This is a genomic window from Amycolatopsis sp. NPDC059027 (genome assembly GCF_042739735.1).
Taxonomy (GTDB): Bacteria; Actinomycetota; Actinomycetes; order Mycobacteriales; family Pseudonocardiaceae; genus Amycolatopsis.
The window spans coordinates 25,983-41,148 of record NZ_JBHYIK010000050.1 but is presented as its reverse complement, the minus strand read 5'-3'; the positions used below and the strand labels follow the sequence as shown (position 1 = coordinate 41,148).

Here is a 15,166-nt window from a genome sequence, read left to right as displayed (position 1 = left end):
GAGCCGGGCACGGTGATCAGCCGGAGGTGCGCAGCGTCGTCAGGAAGTCGTGGGCGAGCTGGTGGAGCTTGACGTTGTGGTGCTGCGACTGCTCGACCAGCCGCGCGAAGGCCTCGTCGCCGGTGCAGCCGTGGATGGCCATGAGCGCGCCCTTGGCCTGCTCGATCCCGGCGCGGGTGGTCATGGCCTGTTCGAGCTGCGTGATGGTCCGGCGTGCCTCGTACCAGCGACCGGCGCAGTCGATGACCGCGGTGGCGGCGGTGGTGAACAGCCGCAGCAGCGTCTCGTCCAGGGGGTCGAACGCCTTCGTCGAGCGGCTGTAGACGTTCAACGCCCCCACCAGCCGCCCCTCACCAGGATTGCCGGAGTCGTCCAGCAACAGCGGGATCGACACGGACGTGGACATCCCCACCGCATCGGCAGCTTCGGAGAATTCCGGCCACTCGCGGCGCCGTTCGGCGATCACCGCGCGCACCGGCTGGCGATCACGGGCCGCGTCCAGACAGGGTCCCCGATCGGCGGCGTACTGCTTGCCGTCCAGCTCGGCGATGGACGGATCGGTGGCTGCCAAGGTCCGGGGCCCCGCCGAGGTGAGCGAGGTGATGGACACGGCGTCGGCCTCGACGATCAGCTGCGCGGCGAAGGAGACATTGTGCTCCAGCAGCGCCTCCAGATGGCGTTCCTCGGCCAGCACGACACGCAGATCCGCGAGCGCCTCGTTGGCGACGTCGAGATGGTTCAGCGCGTCCGTCCCGGCGTCCATGACGCGACCTCCGCTGTCCTCAGCCGACGTTCCGCGGCCGGGCCTCCGCCGGCGGGACCTCGGGGTCCTCGGGTTCCTCGCCGCTCGAATACAGGTGCCTGTTGACCCGCCGCTTCAGGTCGTCGAAGTGCGCGAAGAGGGCGGCCAACGGCCGGTCGTCGTCCTCTTCGGCGCTCCCGGCGTCTTCAGGTCGGTCGGGATGCCACGTCTGGCCGTATGTCGCGGTCATCGTCGTTCACCCCTTCTGACTCGCACGTGCCGAACCACGACGGCGTACAGAGAGGGGTTTCCCTTTTCGGCGCCGAAGGAAACGTTCGTGGTGTGTCTCACAGCGGACGCCGGGGCCCGCTCAGCTGTCGTAGTACGACGAAGGCGGTCCCGGCTGGTCCCAGCGGCGGGTCGGTGCCTGGTCCGCCGCGGGGCCGCGGTAGCGCGTCCGCGCGCTCGCCGCCATGCTGCTCACGATCACCGCGATCGCCAGCCCGAGCACCAGGTTGATCAGCGCCGTCGCCACCTTCGCGCTGATGTTCACGGTCAGCGTCAGCGGCAGCACCACCGCGATCGCGGTCACCAGCACCATGATCCACCCGAAGAACTGCCCCGGCGACGGCGTCGCCACGCTCAGCAGGTGCATCAGCCCGGTGGCGAGCAGGGCGACGATCGCGGCCACCACGGCGTAGGTGGTCGTGCTCGCGTTGCCCCAGATGCCGTCGCCCTTCGGCGCGAGCACCTCCACCGCGAAGATCCCCCTGGCGATCAGCAGCCCGACGATGGCGATCAACGCCGCCACCACAGCGGTGGCGACACCTCCCGCCCACAGCCGGGCCGCGTCCACGCCGGGCCGGTCCTGGCGGGTGTTACGCGGGTAGTCGGACATCTGCGGTCCTTCCGTCGCTCGCGGGTCTCCGGTCCCGATTGTCGCGCGATCGGCCGTATCGCGCCCGATACCGCGACGGCGGTGACGCAAATGCACCACGTCCGTGGGACTCAGGGCTCTATCAGGTCAGCGGGACACAGCGGGACGCTGATGTCTGCCACCCTCCCCCGGCATCCCGTGGCGATCCAGGGGGCACACCCGTGAGCGCGCGCCGGGTGTGCCGTCGCCCACCGGCGTGGGCGTGCTCCACCTGGCCGGGCACACCCACGCCGGTTCCGGAACCCGTATCGATGCCTCCGACACTCATGAGGCCGGTTCCCCGGTTTTCCGCGCGTCAAAGGCGGCGAATCGCTCCACGAGCCCCTTGGGCGCGTCCGGGGCGAAGATCATTTCAAGTCCCTCGGCGGACTCCCGCGCGGAAGCCGCGGAGCGAGGGAACAGCTCGGCTTCGTAAGCAGTGAGGGCGGCTTCGACGTCGTCGCGATGGGCGACGATCGCGAGCGCGAGTTCCGCCCCGTCGAGCATGGCCAGGTTCGCTCCCTCGCCCGCGAACGGGGACATGAGATGTGCGGCGTCGCCGAGCAGGGTCACGCCGGGGACGCGGCCCCAGGAGTGCCCGACGGGCAAGGCGTTGATACGGCGGGGGATGAGGGCGGTGTCGGCGTTCGCGACGAGGCCGCGCAGCGCGTCATCCCATCCGTCGAGAAGATTCAGGACGGCTGCTTTCGCGGCCGGCGTGTCGGTGAAGTCGATGGTGTCGATCCACGACTCGTCGCAGCGGTAGCCGAAGTAGACGTGCAGGCTGCCGTCGGTCGCCTTGTGGCCGAGGACGCCGACGTCGCCGCCGAGCGCGAAGAGCGCGCCGTCACCCATCGCCGCAGCCTCGGCCGGGTGCTTGTCGACGGCGTCGAAGAGGTCGGTCTCGATGAAGGAGATGCCGGTGTAGGCCGGCCTCGCTTCGGAGACGAGGGGGCGCACGCGGGACCAAGCGCCGTCGGCACCGATCATGAGATCGGTCGTGAAGGAGCCGCCGTCGGCGAGCGTGACTTCGTGCCGCCCGGGGTGACCGTCGACGGCATGGACGCCGGTGACCTTGCTCCCCCACCGCACGGTGCCTTCGGGCAGCGCGTCCAGCAGCATGTCCCGCAGGGTGCCGCGGTCGATTTCGGGCCGTGTGAGCTCGCCGTCGTCGGCTTCGTTCCGCAACACGGTGCCCTGCTTGTCGAGCACGCGCATGGCCTCGCCGCCCTGGTGGTACTTCCGCAGGAACTCGTCGAACAACCCGGCCGCGTGCAGGGCTTTCTGCCCACTGTCCTCGTGGATGTCGAGCATGCCGCCCTGGGTACGGCCGTGCCGCCCGGCCTCGAGTTCGAAGACGACCGGCTCGACGCCGTTGACGTGGAGCACGCGCGCGGCGGTCAGCCCGCCGAGGCCGCCTCCGACGATTGCGATCGGATAGTGGGATGTGGTGTGCATGAGTTCGTCTGCTTTCTCTTCGGTGTCGGCTGGGCGGGACGGCATCGGAGTCCACAAAGGACAGGCCGCCTCATTCGGTGGCGAGCGCGACGATTCCGGCGATCTGCGCTTTGAGGTACCAGCTCCACCGCTCGCCGGGCGTGCCGCCGAGTACCGCTTCGGCATGCCGCGCGAGCAGTGGCGCGCGGTCCGCGCTCGCGGCACGGACCGCGTCGGCGAGAGCACGTTGCTTGGCCGGACCGTCCGTGTCCGCGTCGGCGTCCCCGTCCTCGGGGACGGCGTGTTCGGCCGCGCTCGCGGTCGCGGTCAACAGCAGCAGGTCGACCCCGATACCGGCCTGGCCCGGTTCGGCCCCGCCCTCGACGAGCAGGCCCATCATGCGGTCGTACAGCGTCAGCAGATGGGGGCCGGACGGCCGGATCACCAACGCCGACCGGGCGAGCCCCGGTTGCGCGGCCAGGATGTCGCGATAGTCCGTGACGAGGCGTTCCAGCCGCTCCTGCCAGGTCCCCCCGGCCGGCATCCGCACGCCGCCCAGTAGCTCGTCGATGACCGCGGCGTGCAGCTCCGCCGTGTTCCGGACGTAGACGTAGAGCGAGGCCGGGCCCGTGTCGAGTTCCTTCGCGACACGGCGCATCGTCGCCTTCCGCAGCCCCTCGCGGCGCATGATGCCGATCGTCACGTCGATGATCCACTGCCGGGACAGCGGCGGTTTGGCGGGGCGCTCCCGCCTGCTTCGAGGTTCCATCCCCGCCTCCTTCCTTGCGAACACGTTCGTCACGAACATGTTCGTTCAACTCGAGACTACCCCGCCCGCCGGTCGCTGTCCACACCGCCGTCGCCGCCCGTCGCACCGTCCACAGAGGACAGCGTTCGGCGGCGCGGCGGTAGCGGATACTGCGACCGGCGGGTTGCGGGTGCCGAACCCGTACCGGGAAACTGGGATGAAGCGCCGGAAATCCCTTGGGGCGGAAGAACTGTCGCCTCGGCACGGGCGCTCGCCGAAGAATCGGCCCGTTCGACCCACAGCGGTGTTCTCGTCGTTTCCCGATGCGCGAAAGAGGTGATCACCGTGACAGCGACGGCACGGTTGGCGGCCGCGGCGGCGGTGTGCGCGGCGACCGTGTTCCTGCCCACCGGCGCGACCGCGACGGCACCCGGCACGCCGCCGCCCTGCGCGGTGGGGACCGACGTGGTCACCGCCGACGGCCCGGTGTGCGGGGTGAGCGGCAACGGCGTGACCTCGTGGCTCGGCATCCGCTACGCCGCGCCGCCGACCGGCGAACTGCGCTGGCGCGCCCCGCGTCCGGTCGCCCCGTGGACGGAACCCTTCCCGGCCACCACACCGGGCAACCTCTGTCCGCAACCCGCCCGGCAAGGACCGCGGCAGACCAACGAGGACTGCCTGAACCTCGACGTCCGCGTCCCCCGCGACGCCGGGCCGGGCCCGCTCCCGGTCATGGTGCAGATCCACGGCGGCGGTTTCCTGCTCTTCGGCCCGCACGACGCCGGCCATCTCGCCGCGACCGGCCGGGTGATCAGCGTCGAGATCCACTACCGGCTGGGCATCATGGGCTTCTTCGCCGAGGAAGCCCTCGGCCCGCATTCCGGCAACTATGCCTTCCAGGACCAGCAGGCCGCGTTGCGCTGGGTACAGCGCAACATCGCCCGGTTCGGCGGGGACCCGCACAACGTGACCATCTACGGCGGGTCCGCGGGCGGATCGAGCGTCTGCGCGCAGACGGTCTCCCCCGGCGCCCGCGGCCTGTTCCACCGGGGAATCAGCCAGAGCGGGCAGTACAACTCCCTGTTCGGCCACGACACCACCTGGCAGGCACAGGACTGCAAGGCACGGTGGCCCACCGAATCCGAGGCCCAGCGGGCCGGCGCCCGGTTCACCGCCGCGGTCGGCTGCGCACAGGCCGCCGACGTCGCCCGCTGTCTGCGAGCCGTCCCCGTCGAGCGGTTGCTGGCGCAGGCCGGCGACGGGATGAAAGCCGACAGCGGCACGATCGCCCCCGTCGTCGACGGCGTCACGATCCCGCTCTCCCCCGCCGAAGCCTTCGAGGAGGGCGAGGTCAACCCAGTGCGCCTGATGATCGGCGTCGACCGCGACGACGTGCAGCTCCCGCTGCCCGACACGCCCCAGCAGTACGAAGAACTGGTCCGGCAGCAGTACGGTGAGCTGGCTCCGGCCGTGTTCGCCCGCTACCCGCTCGAACGATTCCCCGAGCCGTCGGCGTTTCTCGCCTACCGCACGATCGTGGCCGACTCGAACTCCGTCTGTCCCGCCCTGCGTACCGCCCGGCACCTGGCACGGCGGCTGACGGTCTACGCCTACCAGGTGGACGACACGGACTCGCCACCGGCGTGGTTCCTCGACCAGAGCAAACCCAACGGCGCCTTCCACGTTTCGGAGAACACGTTCCTCTACCTGCCCGCCAACGTCACCCTCACACCCAACCAGGCGGCCTACGGCAGGCAGATCGTCGCCCAATGGACCGGATTCGCCCGCACCGGCAACCCCACCGTCACCGGGACCCCACGCTGGATTCCTTACACCCCAACGGATCCAGCGGTCATGTCGCTTCAGCCCGCCGGGGACAGCGTGCTGACCCGCGAAATCGGCGACCAGCATCAGTGCGGGTTCTGGGATTCCGTCAGCCCGTCACCCCGCTGAGGTTCGGCCCGGCCCGATCGCGACAAGGGCGTCCCTGGGTGCGTTGAACGCACCGGGGGCGTCCCTCGGTGCGGTGGACGCACCCAGGGCGTCCCTCGGTTCCGGCGTAAGTCACGCCGCACAAGCCTGGAAGCCCTTGACGAGCACACCTCCTTCACAATAACGTTCCGATCCGAATCGGAACGTTATTGTGAAGGGAGTCGCTGTGCGAGCAGCGGTTGTGCAGACGTCCGGAGAGGTCCGTCTCGTCGACGTGCCGGAGCCCACGCCCGGCCCCGGACAGGTGCTCATCGAGGTCGAAGCGATCGGCGCGGGCTACGTCGACGTCATGGTCCGCCGGGGTGAGTACCCGGGCAGTACCGGCCCGGGTTCCGTGCCCGGGGCCGAAGTCGTCGGCCGTGTCCAGGACGCGGGACCCGGTGCACCGGGTGACCTGGTGGGGCAGCGAGTGCTGGCCATCCTCGGCGTCGGCGGCTACGCGGATTGGGTCGTCGCCGATGTCGGCCGCGTCCTGCCGGTGCCGCAAGACGCCGACGCCGTCGAGACGGTTGCACTGGGTGTGAACGCGCTCGTCGCCGGGATCGCGCTCCGCCGCGCGGGGATGACAGCGGGAGAACACGTGCTCGTTCGCGGCGCGAGCGGCGGAATCGGTGTACTGGCCACGCAGATCGCCCACGCTCGCGGTGCCGAGGTCACCGCGGTCACCTCCTCCCCTGCGCGCGGTAAGCGGCTTCGGGAGCTGGGTGCCGCGCGGATCGTGGACCGGACCAGCAGCGCTGCCCCGGATCAGACGTACGACGTGGTCGTCGACACGGTCGCGGGCCCGGATACGGCCAAACACCTCGAACTACTGCGCGACAACGGACGCCACGTGCTGTGCGGCGCCGCCGGTGGCCCTCCGGCGGAAGACGTCATCGCCACGCTGGTGCGCGATTTCCACAAGTCGCCGACGTTGCTGGGGCTCAGCCTGAACTCGGTGAAACCCGAGGAACTGCGCGAGTCGTGGCAGGAGGTCATGGCGTTGTGGAAGCAGGGACAGCTCTCGCCCGTGGTCCACCAGCGCCTCGAACTGAGTGACGCCGAACAAACCTTGAAACTACTCGAAAGCGGCGCACCGTTCGGCAAGGTGGTCATGCTGCCTCGGTAGGGTGAGCGCGGCAGGGAGGTGGAATGGCACGCCGACGTGACGAGCGCATCGACCACGCCGTGCTGGCGGCGGTGTCCGAGCTGCTCCGGGAGGTCGGCTACCCGGCGCTGACCATGGAGGCCATCGCCGCCCGCGCGGGCACCACCAAGCCCGCCATCCGGCGGCGCTGGAAGAGCCAGCAGCAGCTGGTCGTCGCGGCCATGGCGCGCGACCGCGTCGGCGTCGTGGAGATCGACACCGGCTGCGTGCACTGCGACATCGTCGGGCATCTGGAGGCTCTGCGCACCGGCCTGGCCGACCCCGCGCTCAGCCGCGTGCTCCCCGCCCTGCTGGCCGATCTGGCCGACGATCCCGAGCTGCGCGAGGAGTTCCTCACCGTTTTCTGGGAACCCCGCAGGCAGGCCTGCCTGGCTTCCCTGCGCGGCGCGCGGGAACGCGGCGAGCTGGAACAACTCGGCGACGCCGACCTCCTGACGGACCTGTTCGCCGCGCCCATCGTCTTCCGGGCGCTGTTCCACCACGCCGGGATGGGGCCCGACTTCGCCGAACTCGTCACCCGCGCGGTGCTCGCGGGGGTGGGCACCGCCAAGACGCCCCGCTGCGCACGTGCCGCCGGACACCCATCCCGCTGACCCCGCGACGCGCGAAATCCCGGACTCACCGCGAGCACCGAAACCGGCACGGCTCGCGAGAAGCCATGCCGGATCACGGTGTTCAGCCGACCGGTTTGAGGACGAAGCCCTCCTCTTCGTCGTCGTCCCGGCGAGCCGGGCGCGGCGAGGGACGGGCGGGACGCTCGGTTTCCTCAGCCACCGGTGGACGCGGCCGGTCGGTGACGCCGAGGAAATCCGCGATCGCCCCGGCGATCGCCGGGGTACTGCCCGCCTGGACCGCCCGCATTCCTGCCTGCAGGACGTCGTTGCCCGCTTCGGCGCTCAGCTCGGCGATCCGCGCGGCCAGCCGATCCGGGCCGAGGGCGATGCCCTGGTCGTCGATCTCCAGCCCGACCAGCTTGCCCTGGACGTCCACCGTCACCGAGACGCCGTCGCCCGAGGCCCGGCCGCGCAGTCCGGCCATGCCCTCGGCCAGCCCGAGCCGTTCGGGGATCTCCTCGGCGAGTTCGATCAGCTCGTCGACGGTCCGCTCGTCGTGCTCCATCAGAGCCTCCAGCTGTCGGGCGTGGTGCCTTCCGCGGCCTCGGACAGCGATTCGTCGCGGGTCAGCCCGAGCCGCGCGAGCTCGTCGTCGTCCAGGCCCGCGAACTCGCCGGACTGGACGGCCCGCCGGTCGGCCTGGGCCGCGGCCTCGCGCACGAGCGCGAGGATCGTCTCGGCGAGGCCGGTTCCCCTGGCGCGCAACGCTTCCGGCGTCAGATCCAGCGATTTCAACGCGCCGCCGGGCAGGACCTCCACCGAGACCCCGTCCCGCCGGGCGCTTCCGGTGACGTTCACTTCGGGTGCACCCCACCGTAGAAGAGGTGCGCGTCGCGCGGCAGCGTGTAGGTGTGGCGCATCACCTGGTCGCTCGAGTTGCCCTCGATCGTGGTGATCTTGTTGCCGTCGACCTTTTCGATGAGGCCGATGTGCCTGCTGCCGCCCCAGCTGGGCCCGGTGCCGAACAGGATCGCGTCACCCGGCCGCGCCTGCTTCGCCAGGTCGTGCCGGTTGTACGCGAGGTGGTGCCGCTCGCCCCACTTGTAGACGTCGCCGGTGAAGCCGTACTTCGGGATGTTCACCCCGGCCTCGCGCCACATCGAGGTGGCGAAGTAGGCGCACCACGGCTGGCCGGTCGGTCCCCATTTGTTCCGGTTGTTCGGGCCCTCGTGGTAGCCGAGGTTCTTCCTGGCGTGCTCCAGGATCTCGTGTGCCTTCCCGGACTCGCTCGGCTTGGTGCCGCCCTTGTGGTGCCCGTGCCCCGGCTTGTGGGGATGGTGCTCCTTTCCCTTGCCCGGCACCGGTTTGTGGTGCTCCTTGCCAGGGTCGGCGACCCCGTCGGAGTTCAGGTCCCGTTCCAGCGCCTTGAGCTTGCGCGCCGCCTCCTCCATCTCGGCGCGCGCGCCCTTGAGGTGTCCCGCGGACTCCTTGAGGTACTTGCCCGCGAGGTCGGTGACCTCGGCCAGCGCCCGGAGCATCGCGCCGGACGCCCCGAAGCCCGCGAGTGCCGCCCCCGCCTTGAGGAACGCCTCGGCCTTCCGGACGAACTCGTCGATCAGGGCGCTGGTCGCCCCGTGCCGTCCGGCGAGCGCCTCGGTGACCTCGGCGACGATCCGGGCGCCGCGCACGCTGGCTTCCGCGGTGGTGGTGAGGTCGTCGCCGAACTTCGCCGACTTGCCCTCGAACGCGGCCGCCGCCCTGCCGTCCCAGTGGGTCAGCAGCGCCTGGGCGTCCTTCCGCTGGGCGTCGTGCTGCGCCATGATGTCGCGCGCCGCCTTCTCCAGCGCGTGCTGCGCGGCCTGCGCCTCACCCGCCTTGCCGGACAGCTTTCCCTGGTGTGTCTTCATTTCGCCCGCGAGAAGCGTGGCGATCTGTCCCGTGTCCATGTGTGACTTCCCCCTAGCCCAGCACGCCCGTGATGTCGGCCGCCAGCTCGTTGTCGTTGGCGCGGTAGCTCTTCGCGGCGTGGGACGTTTCCGAGCCCAGCACCTGCGCGTTCCGCCCGGTCGCGGCGACCTGCTTTTCCAGCGACTTGCTGAACTGTCCCAGCGCGCCGGAGAACCCGGTCTCGACGCCGACGTGGCCGAAGCTGTCCTTCGCGATGGACGTCACCGCGTGCACCGTGCGCGAGCCCACCGACTTCAGCTCCGCCGCGATGTGATCCGCCTTCTTCGAGTAGGCGATGAGCTGCTCCGGATCCGTCTTGAAACCGCCGTGGCCCTTCCCCTTCGGAGGATGATGGACCGGCTTCTTGGGGTGGTGCGGTGGTTTTCCGTGGTGCTTCGAGACCTCTGCGGCGGCCTTGCGGGCGGCGGCGAGGTGTTTCTTGTACGCGCCGTTGGTGTAGGTCGACCACGGCCCGAAGTTCTTGCCGTGCCCCGCGATCGCGTACGCGGCCTTCGCGTTCTCGTCCGGGTCGAACAGCTCGGAGTTGGAGTGCAGATGGAACTGGTGGCGGCGGGCCGGGCCCATCGAGCCGAGCATGTTGATCTGCCACAGGCCGTAGGAGTTGTCCGGCGGTGTGCCGTTGTGCGCGTGCGGGTTCCCCCCGGACTCCGCCATCGCCACCGCGACCGCCGTCTCCAGCGCGTGACCGCGGAAGCCCGCCTTGTAGGCGTGTTCCGCGATCTGCGTCGCTGTCAGCGTGCTCATCTCTCCCCTTTCTCGAAAACGGACCAGGTCGAAGACTCGTAGTCCTCCGACGCGCCCGAGGTGCCTGGCGTTCCGGTTTCCCCTACCCGGTGGAGCAGTTCTTCGACGCGGTTCACCAGCCAGTGCCCGTTCGCGGGAGTCACCGTCACCCAGCGGGTCCCGGCGACGTCCTGGACCGTCGCGCCGTAGCGGCCCGCGCCGGTGTCGAACCAGCTCACGACCGGCGAACGGCCCGCGGGGCCGTTCGCGGCCAGCTGCCCGGAGACGTACCGCGGCGAATCGACCATTGTGGACAGTGCCCGCGTCGCGCGGCCGGTGATCCCGGCTCGCGCCAGCGTCCGCTCGAAGGCCGGATATCCCTTGTCGGCGAAGGCTCGCATGGCTTCCGAGTACGTCTCCCGGGGCAACCGGACGGGCTCGCCCGGCCCGGGATCGCAGTCGCCGACCACCCCGGCGACGACGTCGACGAGCTCGTCCGGCCACATCGGCCGCAACGCCAGCTCGTCGTCGTCGAGCGTCGCGAGCACACCCCGGCGCTTCCCTGCCGCCGCCAACATCCGCAGCGGTATTTCCCCGACGACGAGCGCGTCCACCGAGACGACCGGCCGGGCGAGCGAGTCGAGCAACTCGTCGACGCGGGGATCCACCCGGTCGTCCTCGTCGACCAGCCCGGCTTCGGCCAGGCCGTCGAACACCTGCCCGCCCAGCGCGTCGCGTTCGTCCATGGTGTAGCCGTGCGACCGCACCTCGAGCGGGTAAGGCTGCGGTCCCAGCCCGAGATCGGCCCACAACAGGTCGTATTCGAGGTGGGACAGCACGATGCCGTTCACCGACGGCAAGGTTCTCGCCACGTCAGTTCCCCCAGTGCCGGTTCACTCGCCGAGCACCGGTGGGTACGCGGGCGGCAGATCGTCGAGCAGGTCAAGGCCCCGTTGTTCGGCGTAACGGTTGGTGTGCTCATCGTCGTCCGAGCCGCCGGGCCGTCCGGCACCCATCCCGCCCGGATACATGCCCATCCCGCCGGGACCCGCACCGCGCGCGGCCGCCGCGCCCCCTTGCGCGGCGCTCGCCGCGGCCGTCCCGAACCCGCTTCCGGAGGTGCTCCCCGCGCCGAGGGCCGAGCCACTGCCGACGCCACTCCCGGTACCGATGCCGCCGCCGGGAACCGAACCGATGGTGCTCCCGGACCCCGTCATCCCGACCTCGCCGCCGGGCACCGAGACCGCCGAGGCGGCCACCGTGCCGTCGGGTGCGGTGCCACTGCCGCGGTCCGTGCCCTGCTCCGCGCCCTGGGCGGGCCCGCCGGGCCGCCCGGCCACCGGCTCCGGCGCGTCGGTGAAGTGCGGCAGCTTGTCGTGCACGTGCTTGCTGCCTGCCTCGTACCGTTCCATCACCCGCACGGCCTCGGCCTTGGCGTTCGACGCCTGGCGCTGGGTCGGGAGGTGATCGTCGAGCAGCTGGTCCGCGAGGATCGCCGCGCTCGGCCCGTTGCCCGCCTTGATGTCGTAGCCCTCACGGAAGTGGCGGACCTCCGAGTAGTACACCGGCTCGGGCATGTGGTTGCGCGCGTCGAGCAGGGCCGAGGTGTACTGGTCGAGGCCGTCGCCGACGTGCCGCATCGTGTCGCACGCGCCCGCTCCCCACTTCGTCAGCTTCGACGCCGACTCGGCTGCCGTCACGGCGGAGCCGCCCCGCCACGACATCAAGAGCTTCTGCACCGTCTGGTGCACGTTCGTGGTCACCGTGTCGACGCCGACCGCGAGCTGCGCCCAGCGGTACGCGGCCGTTCCCATCGTGGCCGGGTCGGAGGACTGCACCATGTCCCACAGCTGCTGGTGGTCGTAGGCCGCCCAGTTGATCTTGCCGAAGCTCCTGTCCTGCTGGTTCGCCCTCCTGGCGCGGTCGAGACGGCGGACGAGGCGGCGCTGCGACGCGGTCGGCTTGTGGTCCTGTGACCAGTAGCGGTGTTTGCGATGCGGGTTGTAGCGCGGGTTGTCGGTCATCGCTCAGACCCCCGAAGCGGCGTCGGAACCCGGGTGGAGCTTGGCAAGGCTTTCCCCCGCCTGCTCGTCGGCGCGCGCGTGACTGGCGCCCGCCTGCCGGATCGCGTCGCGCAGCGTGTCGAGTTCGTCGAGGTAGTCGCGCAGGGTGGCCTGCACGCCGGTGTCCGCCCCACCGCGCAGGCCGAACGCCCTGCGCAGGTGCGTCGCGACCGGACTGCCGCCGTCCCGCAACGGGGCTTCGAGCTCCTTCGCCTGGCTCAGCAGCTCGGACAGCTCGTCGTAGTGCCTGGCCAGAGCGGCTTCCGCCGCCGCGATCTGCGCGGGGTCCAGCTCGATCCGGCCGGCGTCGTCGGCGACCAGCGCCGCGTTCCCGGCGCCGCTCGGGTCGTGGACGCCCTCGGCGGACGCGACGTGGTGCGGCGTCCGTGGTTGCCTGCCCAGCTGCTTCAAGAGCCGACGGGCATCGTCCTTGTCCTGCAACCGGTGCGGATCCACACCGCCCACCTCCCCGTTCCCCAATCCGGGTCGCCCGGCGGGCACGGCGCCGCCGGGTCGCGCGACAGCATATATCGCCGAAATCACACTCGCGCCGCACTACGACGTCCCGCTTCCGCACTCGGTTCCCAGTCCGGCGACGGTCATCCGGTTTGCCGGTTTTTGTGGCCAGTGACTGATTTTTTGCTCCGGACGGACGCTTTCAGCGCGGCGGTCTTCGCGTCGATACCGCCCACAGCCGCCGTACGCGCGCGGCGAGTTCCGGGTTCCCCGTCCGGTGGGCGAAGTCGAGAATCTCGGTTCCCTTGCCCTTGCTGAGCTTGCCCCGGCGGCGGGCACGTTCGAGGTCGGCGAGGTGCAGGACCAGTTCGACCGAGTCGGGAGCACACACCGCCAGCCGCGCGACGCACTGCCCCGCCAGCTCACGGTTGCCCGTCTCCCTGGCACGCCACGCCAAGAGGAACCACGTCGCGGTCACCACGTCCTCCCGATGGAACAGGCCTTCGGCCGCGAGATGCTCGGCCAGCCGGAGGCTGCGCCGCACCTCACCGCCGGCCGCGGCGGACCGCACCGCGCGGATCAGCTCCCTCGCCTGACCGTCCACGAACGGATCCTCGGACACCCGCATTCCCATCACCCTCCCCCGTCCGGCTCCCACGCGGCCGGACACACTCCCGTCCTAGAAGAGCATGAGGAGCAACGTCAGATACCACCAATGGAGTAGTCGATCTCCTCCGGAACGAGACCGGACGGCGCGACGAGCCGCTTGTTGTCCCGGTAAGCAGGTCACCAACAGGACAGCACGACGGAAATCTCTTGACTGCGCAAGAGGTCCGGAATATGGTCTAGACCACAGTCCCGCTCACCTCGTTCCCCGTCCCCACCGCCCGGCGGCCCATGCCGCCATTTCGGCATACCCACAGGGGAACGAATCTTCCCCGAAGGAGCCGGCATGAAAACGAATCGGAAACTGGTCGCCGCACTCGCCGGTGCGGCGGTCGCCCCTGTGCTCGTCGTCGCCGGACCAGCCGGTGTCGCGAGCGCGCACGGTTATGTGAACGCGCCCGCCAGCAGGCAGGCGCAGTGCGCGCAGAACGTGGTTCCCTGTGGTTCCATCAAGTACGAGCCGCAGAGCGTCGAAGGCCCCAAGGGGCTGCGCAGCTGCAACGGCGGCAACGCGGCGTTCGCCGAGCTCAACGACAACAACAAGGGCTGGCGCGCGACCTCGGTGGGCCGCACGGTGAACTTCACCTGGACCTTCACCGCCCGGCACCGCACCACCAACTACGAGTACTACATCGGCGGCGACAAGGTCGCCGACGTCAGCGGCAACAACCAGCAGCCGCCCGCCACCGTCACGCACTCGGTCAACCTGGGCAACCACACCGGGCGCCAGACCGTGCTGGCCATCTGGAACATCGCCGATACGGGAAACGCTTTCTACGCGTGCATCGACCTCCAGGTCGGCTGAATCGGATGTGCTGAAGGGCGCCTTCGGTGCGCTCGCCGCACCGAAGGCGTCCTTCAACTCCCCCAACACTGAAAGCGTGCTTCAGCCCCGCCTTCATCCCTTTCACTCAACGAGGAGTGAACCCATGCCGAAAAGGCGTACACTTTCTTTTCTGGCCGCCGCGGCGGCCGTCCTCGGACTGGCCGTGGCCATTCCCGCGACCTCCGCCGCCACCACTTCCGACGATTCCACCGCGGCCGCGTTCCCGGTCAGCGAAACACAGTTCAGCCAGATGTTCCCGAGCCGGAACGCCTTTTACACCTACCAAGGGCTCACCGCGGCGCTGAGCGCGTACCCCGCCTTCGCCAACACCGGCAGCGACACGGTCAAGAAACAGGAAGCCGCCGCCTTCCTGGCCAACGTGAGTCACGAGACCGGTGGCCTCGTCTACCTCGTCGAGCAGAACAGGGACAACTACCCGCATTACTGCGACGCGACCCAGCCCTACGGCTGCCCGGCCGGGCAAGCGGCCTACTACGGTCGCGGGCCGATCCAGCTCAGCTGGAACTTCAACTACAAGGCCGCGGGCGACGCGCTGAACATCGACCTGCTGCACGATCCGTACAAAGTGGAAAAGGACGCGGCCGTCTCCTGGAAGACCGGCCTGTGGTACTGGAACACTCAGCGGGGCCCCGGCACGATGACCCCGCACGACGCGATGGTCAACGGCCGCGGCTTCGGTGAGACCATCCGCAGTATCAACGGTTCCCTGGAATGCGACGGGAAGAATCCCGCCCAGGTGCAGAGCCGGATCGACAACTACCAGCGGTTCACCGGGATCCTCGGCGTCAGTCCCGGCGGCAACCTGAGCTGCTGACCGCTCGTTGTCCACAGTGGAGGGGGGGGGCGGGGGGGGCCGGGGCCGCCGGCGCGCCCGGCCCCCCGACCGCCTTGCGGGGACGGTGTGTAG

The 15,166-nt window shown here is 70.1% G+C and carries 18 protein-coding genes; 5 read left to right on the top strand and 13 right to left on the bottom strand.

Features of this window, described 5'->3' with window-relative positions:
• Nucleotides 1-16: 16 nt before the first annotated feature.
• The 5 genes from ACFWY9_RS30165 to ACFWY9_RS30145 form a co-directional block, all read right to left on the bottom strand.
• Nucleotides 17-763: an ANTAR domain-containing protein gene (locus ACFWY9_RS30165; protein ID WP_378328194.1), complete on the bottom strand. Its 747-nt coding sequence runs from the start codon at nt 761-763 to the stop codon at nt 17-19.
• Between the two features lie 19 nt (nt 764-782).
• A complete protein-coding gene (locus tag ACFWY9_RS30160) occupies nt 783-992 on the bottom strand; it encodes a hypothetical protein (protein WP_378328195.1) in 210 nt (69 codons plus the stop codon).
• 120 nt (nt 993-1,112) lie between these two features.
• Nucleotides 1,113-1,640: a DUF6069 family protein gene (locus ACFWY9_RS30155; RefSeq protein WP_378328196.1), complete on the bottom strand. Its 528-nt coding sequence runs from the start codon at nt 1,638-1,640 to the stop codon at nt 1,113-1,115.
• Between the two features lie 303 nt (nt 1,641-1,943).
• Nucleotides 1,944-3,116, bottom strand: coding sequence for an FAD-dependent oxidoreductase (locus ACFWY9_RS30150; protein WP_378340463.1), 1,173 nt, complete (start codon nt 3,114-3,116; stop codon nt 1,944-1,946).
• Between the two features lie 70 nt (nt 3,117-3,186).
• On the bottom strand, nt 3,187-3,864 hold the full coding sequence (locus ACFWY9_RS30145) for a TetR/AcrR family transcriptional regulator (RefSeq protein WP_378328198.1): 678 nt from the start codon (nt 3,862-3,864) through the stop codon (nt 3,187-3,189).
• Between the two features lie 324 nt (nt 3,865-4,188).
• Here ACFWY9_RS30145 and ACFWY9_RS30140 point away from each other — a divergent pair, with 324 nt between their 5' ends.
• From ACFWY9_RS30140 to ACFWY9_RS30130, 3 genes are all read left to right on the top strand, one after another.
• A complete protein-coding gene (locus tag ACFWY9_RS30140; protein WP_378328199.1) occupies nt 4,189-5,796 on the top strand; it encodes a carboxylesterase/lipase family protein in 1,608 nt (535 codons plus the stop codon).
• 205 nt (nt 5,797-6,001) lie between these two features.
• Entirely contained in the window at nt 6,002-6,943 is a 942-nt protein-coding gene (locus ACFWY9_RS30135; protein WP_378328200.1) for a zinc-binding alcohol dehydrogenase family protein, read from the top strand.
• A gap of 23 nt (nt 6,944-6,966) precedes the next feature.
• Entirely contained in the window at nt 6,967-7,575 is a 609-nt protein-coding gene (locus ACFWY9_RS30130; RefSeq protein WP_378328201.1) for a TetR/AcrR family transcriptional regulator, read from the top strand.
• 82 nt (nt 7,576-7,657) lie between these two features.
• Here the strand turns inward: ACFWY9_RS30130 and ACFWY9_RS30125 are convergent, their stop codons facing one another.
• The 8 genes from ACFWY9_RS30125 to ACFWY9_RS30090 all read right to left on the bottom strand — a co-directional run bounded on the left by ACFWY9_RS30125 (nt 7,658) and on the right by ACFWY9_RS30090 (nt 13,374).
• Nucleotides 7,658-8,101, bottom strand: coding sequence for a hypothetical protein (locus tag ACFWY9_RS30125; RefSeq protein ID WP_378340462.1), 444 nt, complete (start codon nt 8,099-8,101; stop codon nt 7,658-7,660).
• Nucleotides 8,101-8,394, bottom strand: coding sequence for a YbaB/EbfC family nucleoid-associated protein (locus ACFWY9_RS30120; RefSeq protein WP_378328203.1), 294 nt, complete (start codon nt 8,392-8,394; stop codon nt 8,101-8,103). The genes ACFWY9_RS30125 and ACFWY9_RS30120 overlap by 1 nt, the downstream gene beginning before the upstream one ends.
• Nucleotides 8,391-9,482 (bottom strand): CHAP domain-containing protein, encoded by a 1,092-nt coding sequence (locus tag ACFWY9_RS30115; RefSeq protein WP_378340461.1) that lies wholly within the window; start codon nt 9,480-9,482, stop codon nt 8,391-8,393. Before ACFWY9_RS30115 ends, ACFWY9_RS30120 begins: the two co-directional genes overlap by 4 nt.
• A gap of 13 nt (nt 9,483-9,495) precedes the next feature.
• The gene (locus ACFWY9_RS30110; RefSeq protein ID WP_378328205.1) at nt 9,496-10,248 is read right to left on the bottom strand and encodes a transglycosylase SLT domain-containing protein; all 753 of its coding nucleotides are present in this window, start codon (nt 10,246-10,248) and stop codon (nt 9,496-9,498) included.
• Complete coding sequence (locus tag ACFWY9_RS30105; RefSeq protein WP_378328206.1) at nt 10,245-11,099, bottom strand: ESX secretion-associated protein EspG; 855 nt, start codon at nt 11,097-11,099, stop codon at nt 10,245-10,247. The genes ACFWY9_RS30110 and ACFWY9_RS30105 overlap by 4 nt, the downstream gene beginning before the upstream one ends.
• A gap of 21 nt (nt 11,100-11,120) precedes the next feature.
• On the bottom strand, nt 11,121-12,251 hold the full coding sequence (locus ACFWY9_RS30100; protein ID WP_378340460.1) for a PPE domain-containing protein: 1,131 nt from the start codon (nt 12,249-12,251) through the stop codon (nt 11,121-11,123).
• A gap of 3 nt (nt 12,252-12,254) precedes the next feature.
• Nucleotides 12,255-12,746 (bottom strand): hypothetical protein, encoded by a 492-nt coding sequence (locus tag ACFWY9_RS30095; protein ID WP_378328208.1) that lies wholly within the window; start codon nt 12,744-12,746, stop codon nt 12,255-12,257.
• 202 nt (nt 12,747-12,948) lie between these two features.
• Nucleotides 12,949-13,374 carry a hypothetical protein gene (locus ACFWY9_RS30090; protein WP_378340459.1) on the bottom strand — a complete coding sequence of 142 codons (426 nt, stop codon included), beginning with the start codon at nt 13,372-13,374 and terminating at the stop codon, nt 12,949-12,951.
• 324 nt (nt 13,375-13,698) lie between these two features.
• Here ACFWY9_RS30090 and ACFWY9_RS30085 point away from each other — a divergent pair, with 324 nt between their 5' ends.
• On the top strand, nt 13,699-14,217 hold the full coding sequence (locus ACFWY9_RS30085; RefSeq protein WP_378328210.1) for a lytic polysaccharide monooxygenase auxiliary activity family 9 protein: 519 nt from the start codon (nt 13,699-13,701) through the stop codon (nt 14,215-14,217).
• Nucleotides 14,218-14,341: 124 nt separating this feature from the next.
• Nucleotides 14,342-15,073, top strand: coding sequence for a chitinase (locus tag ACFWY9_RS30080; protein ID WP_378340458.1), 732 nt, complete (start codon nt 14,342-14,344; stop codon nt 15,071-15,073).
• Nucleotides 15,074-15,166: the final 93 nt, after the last annotated feature.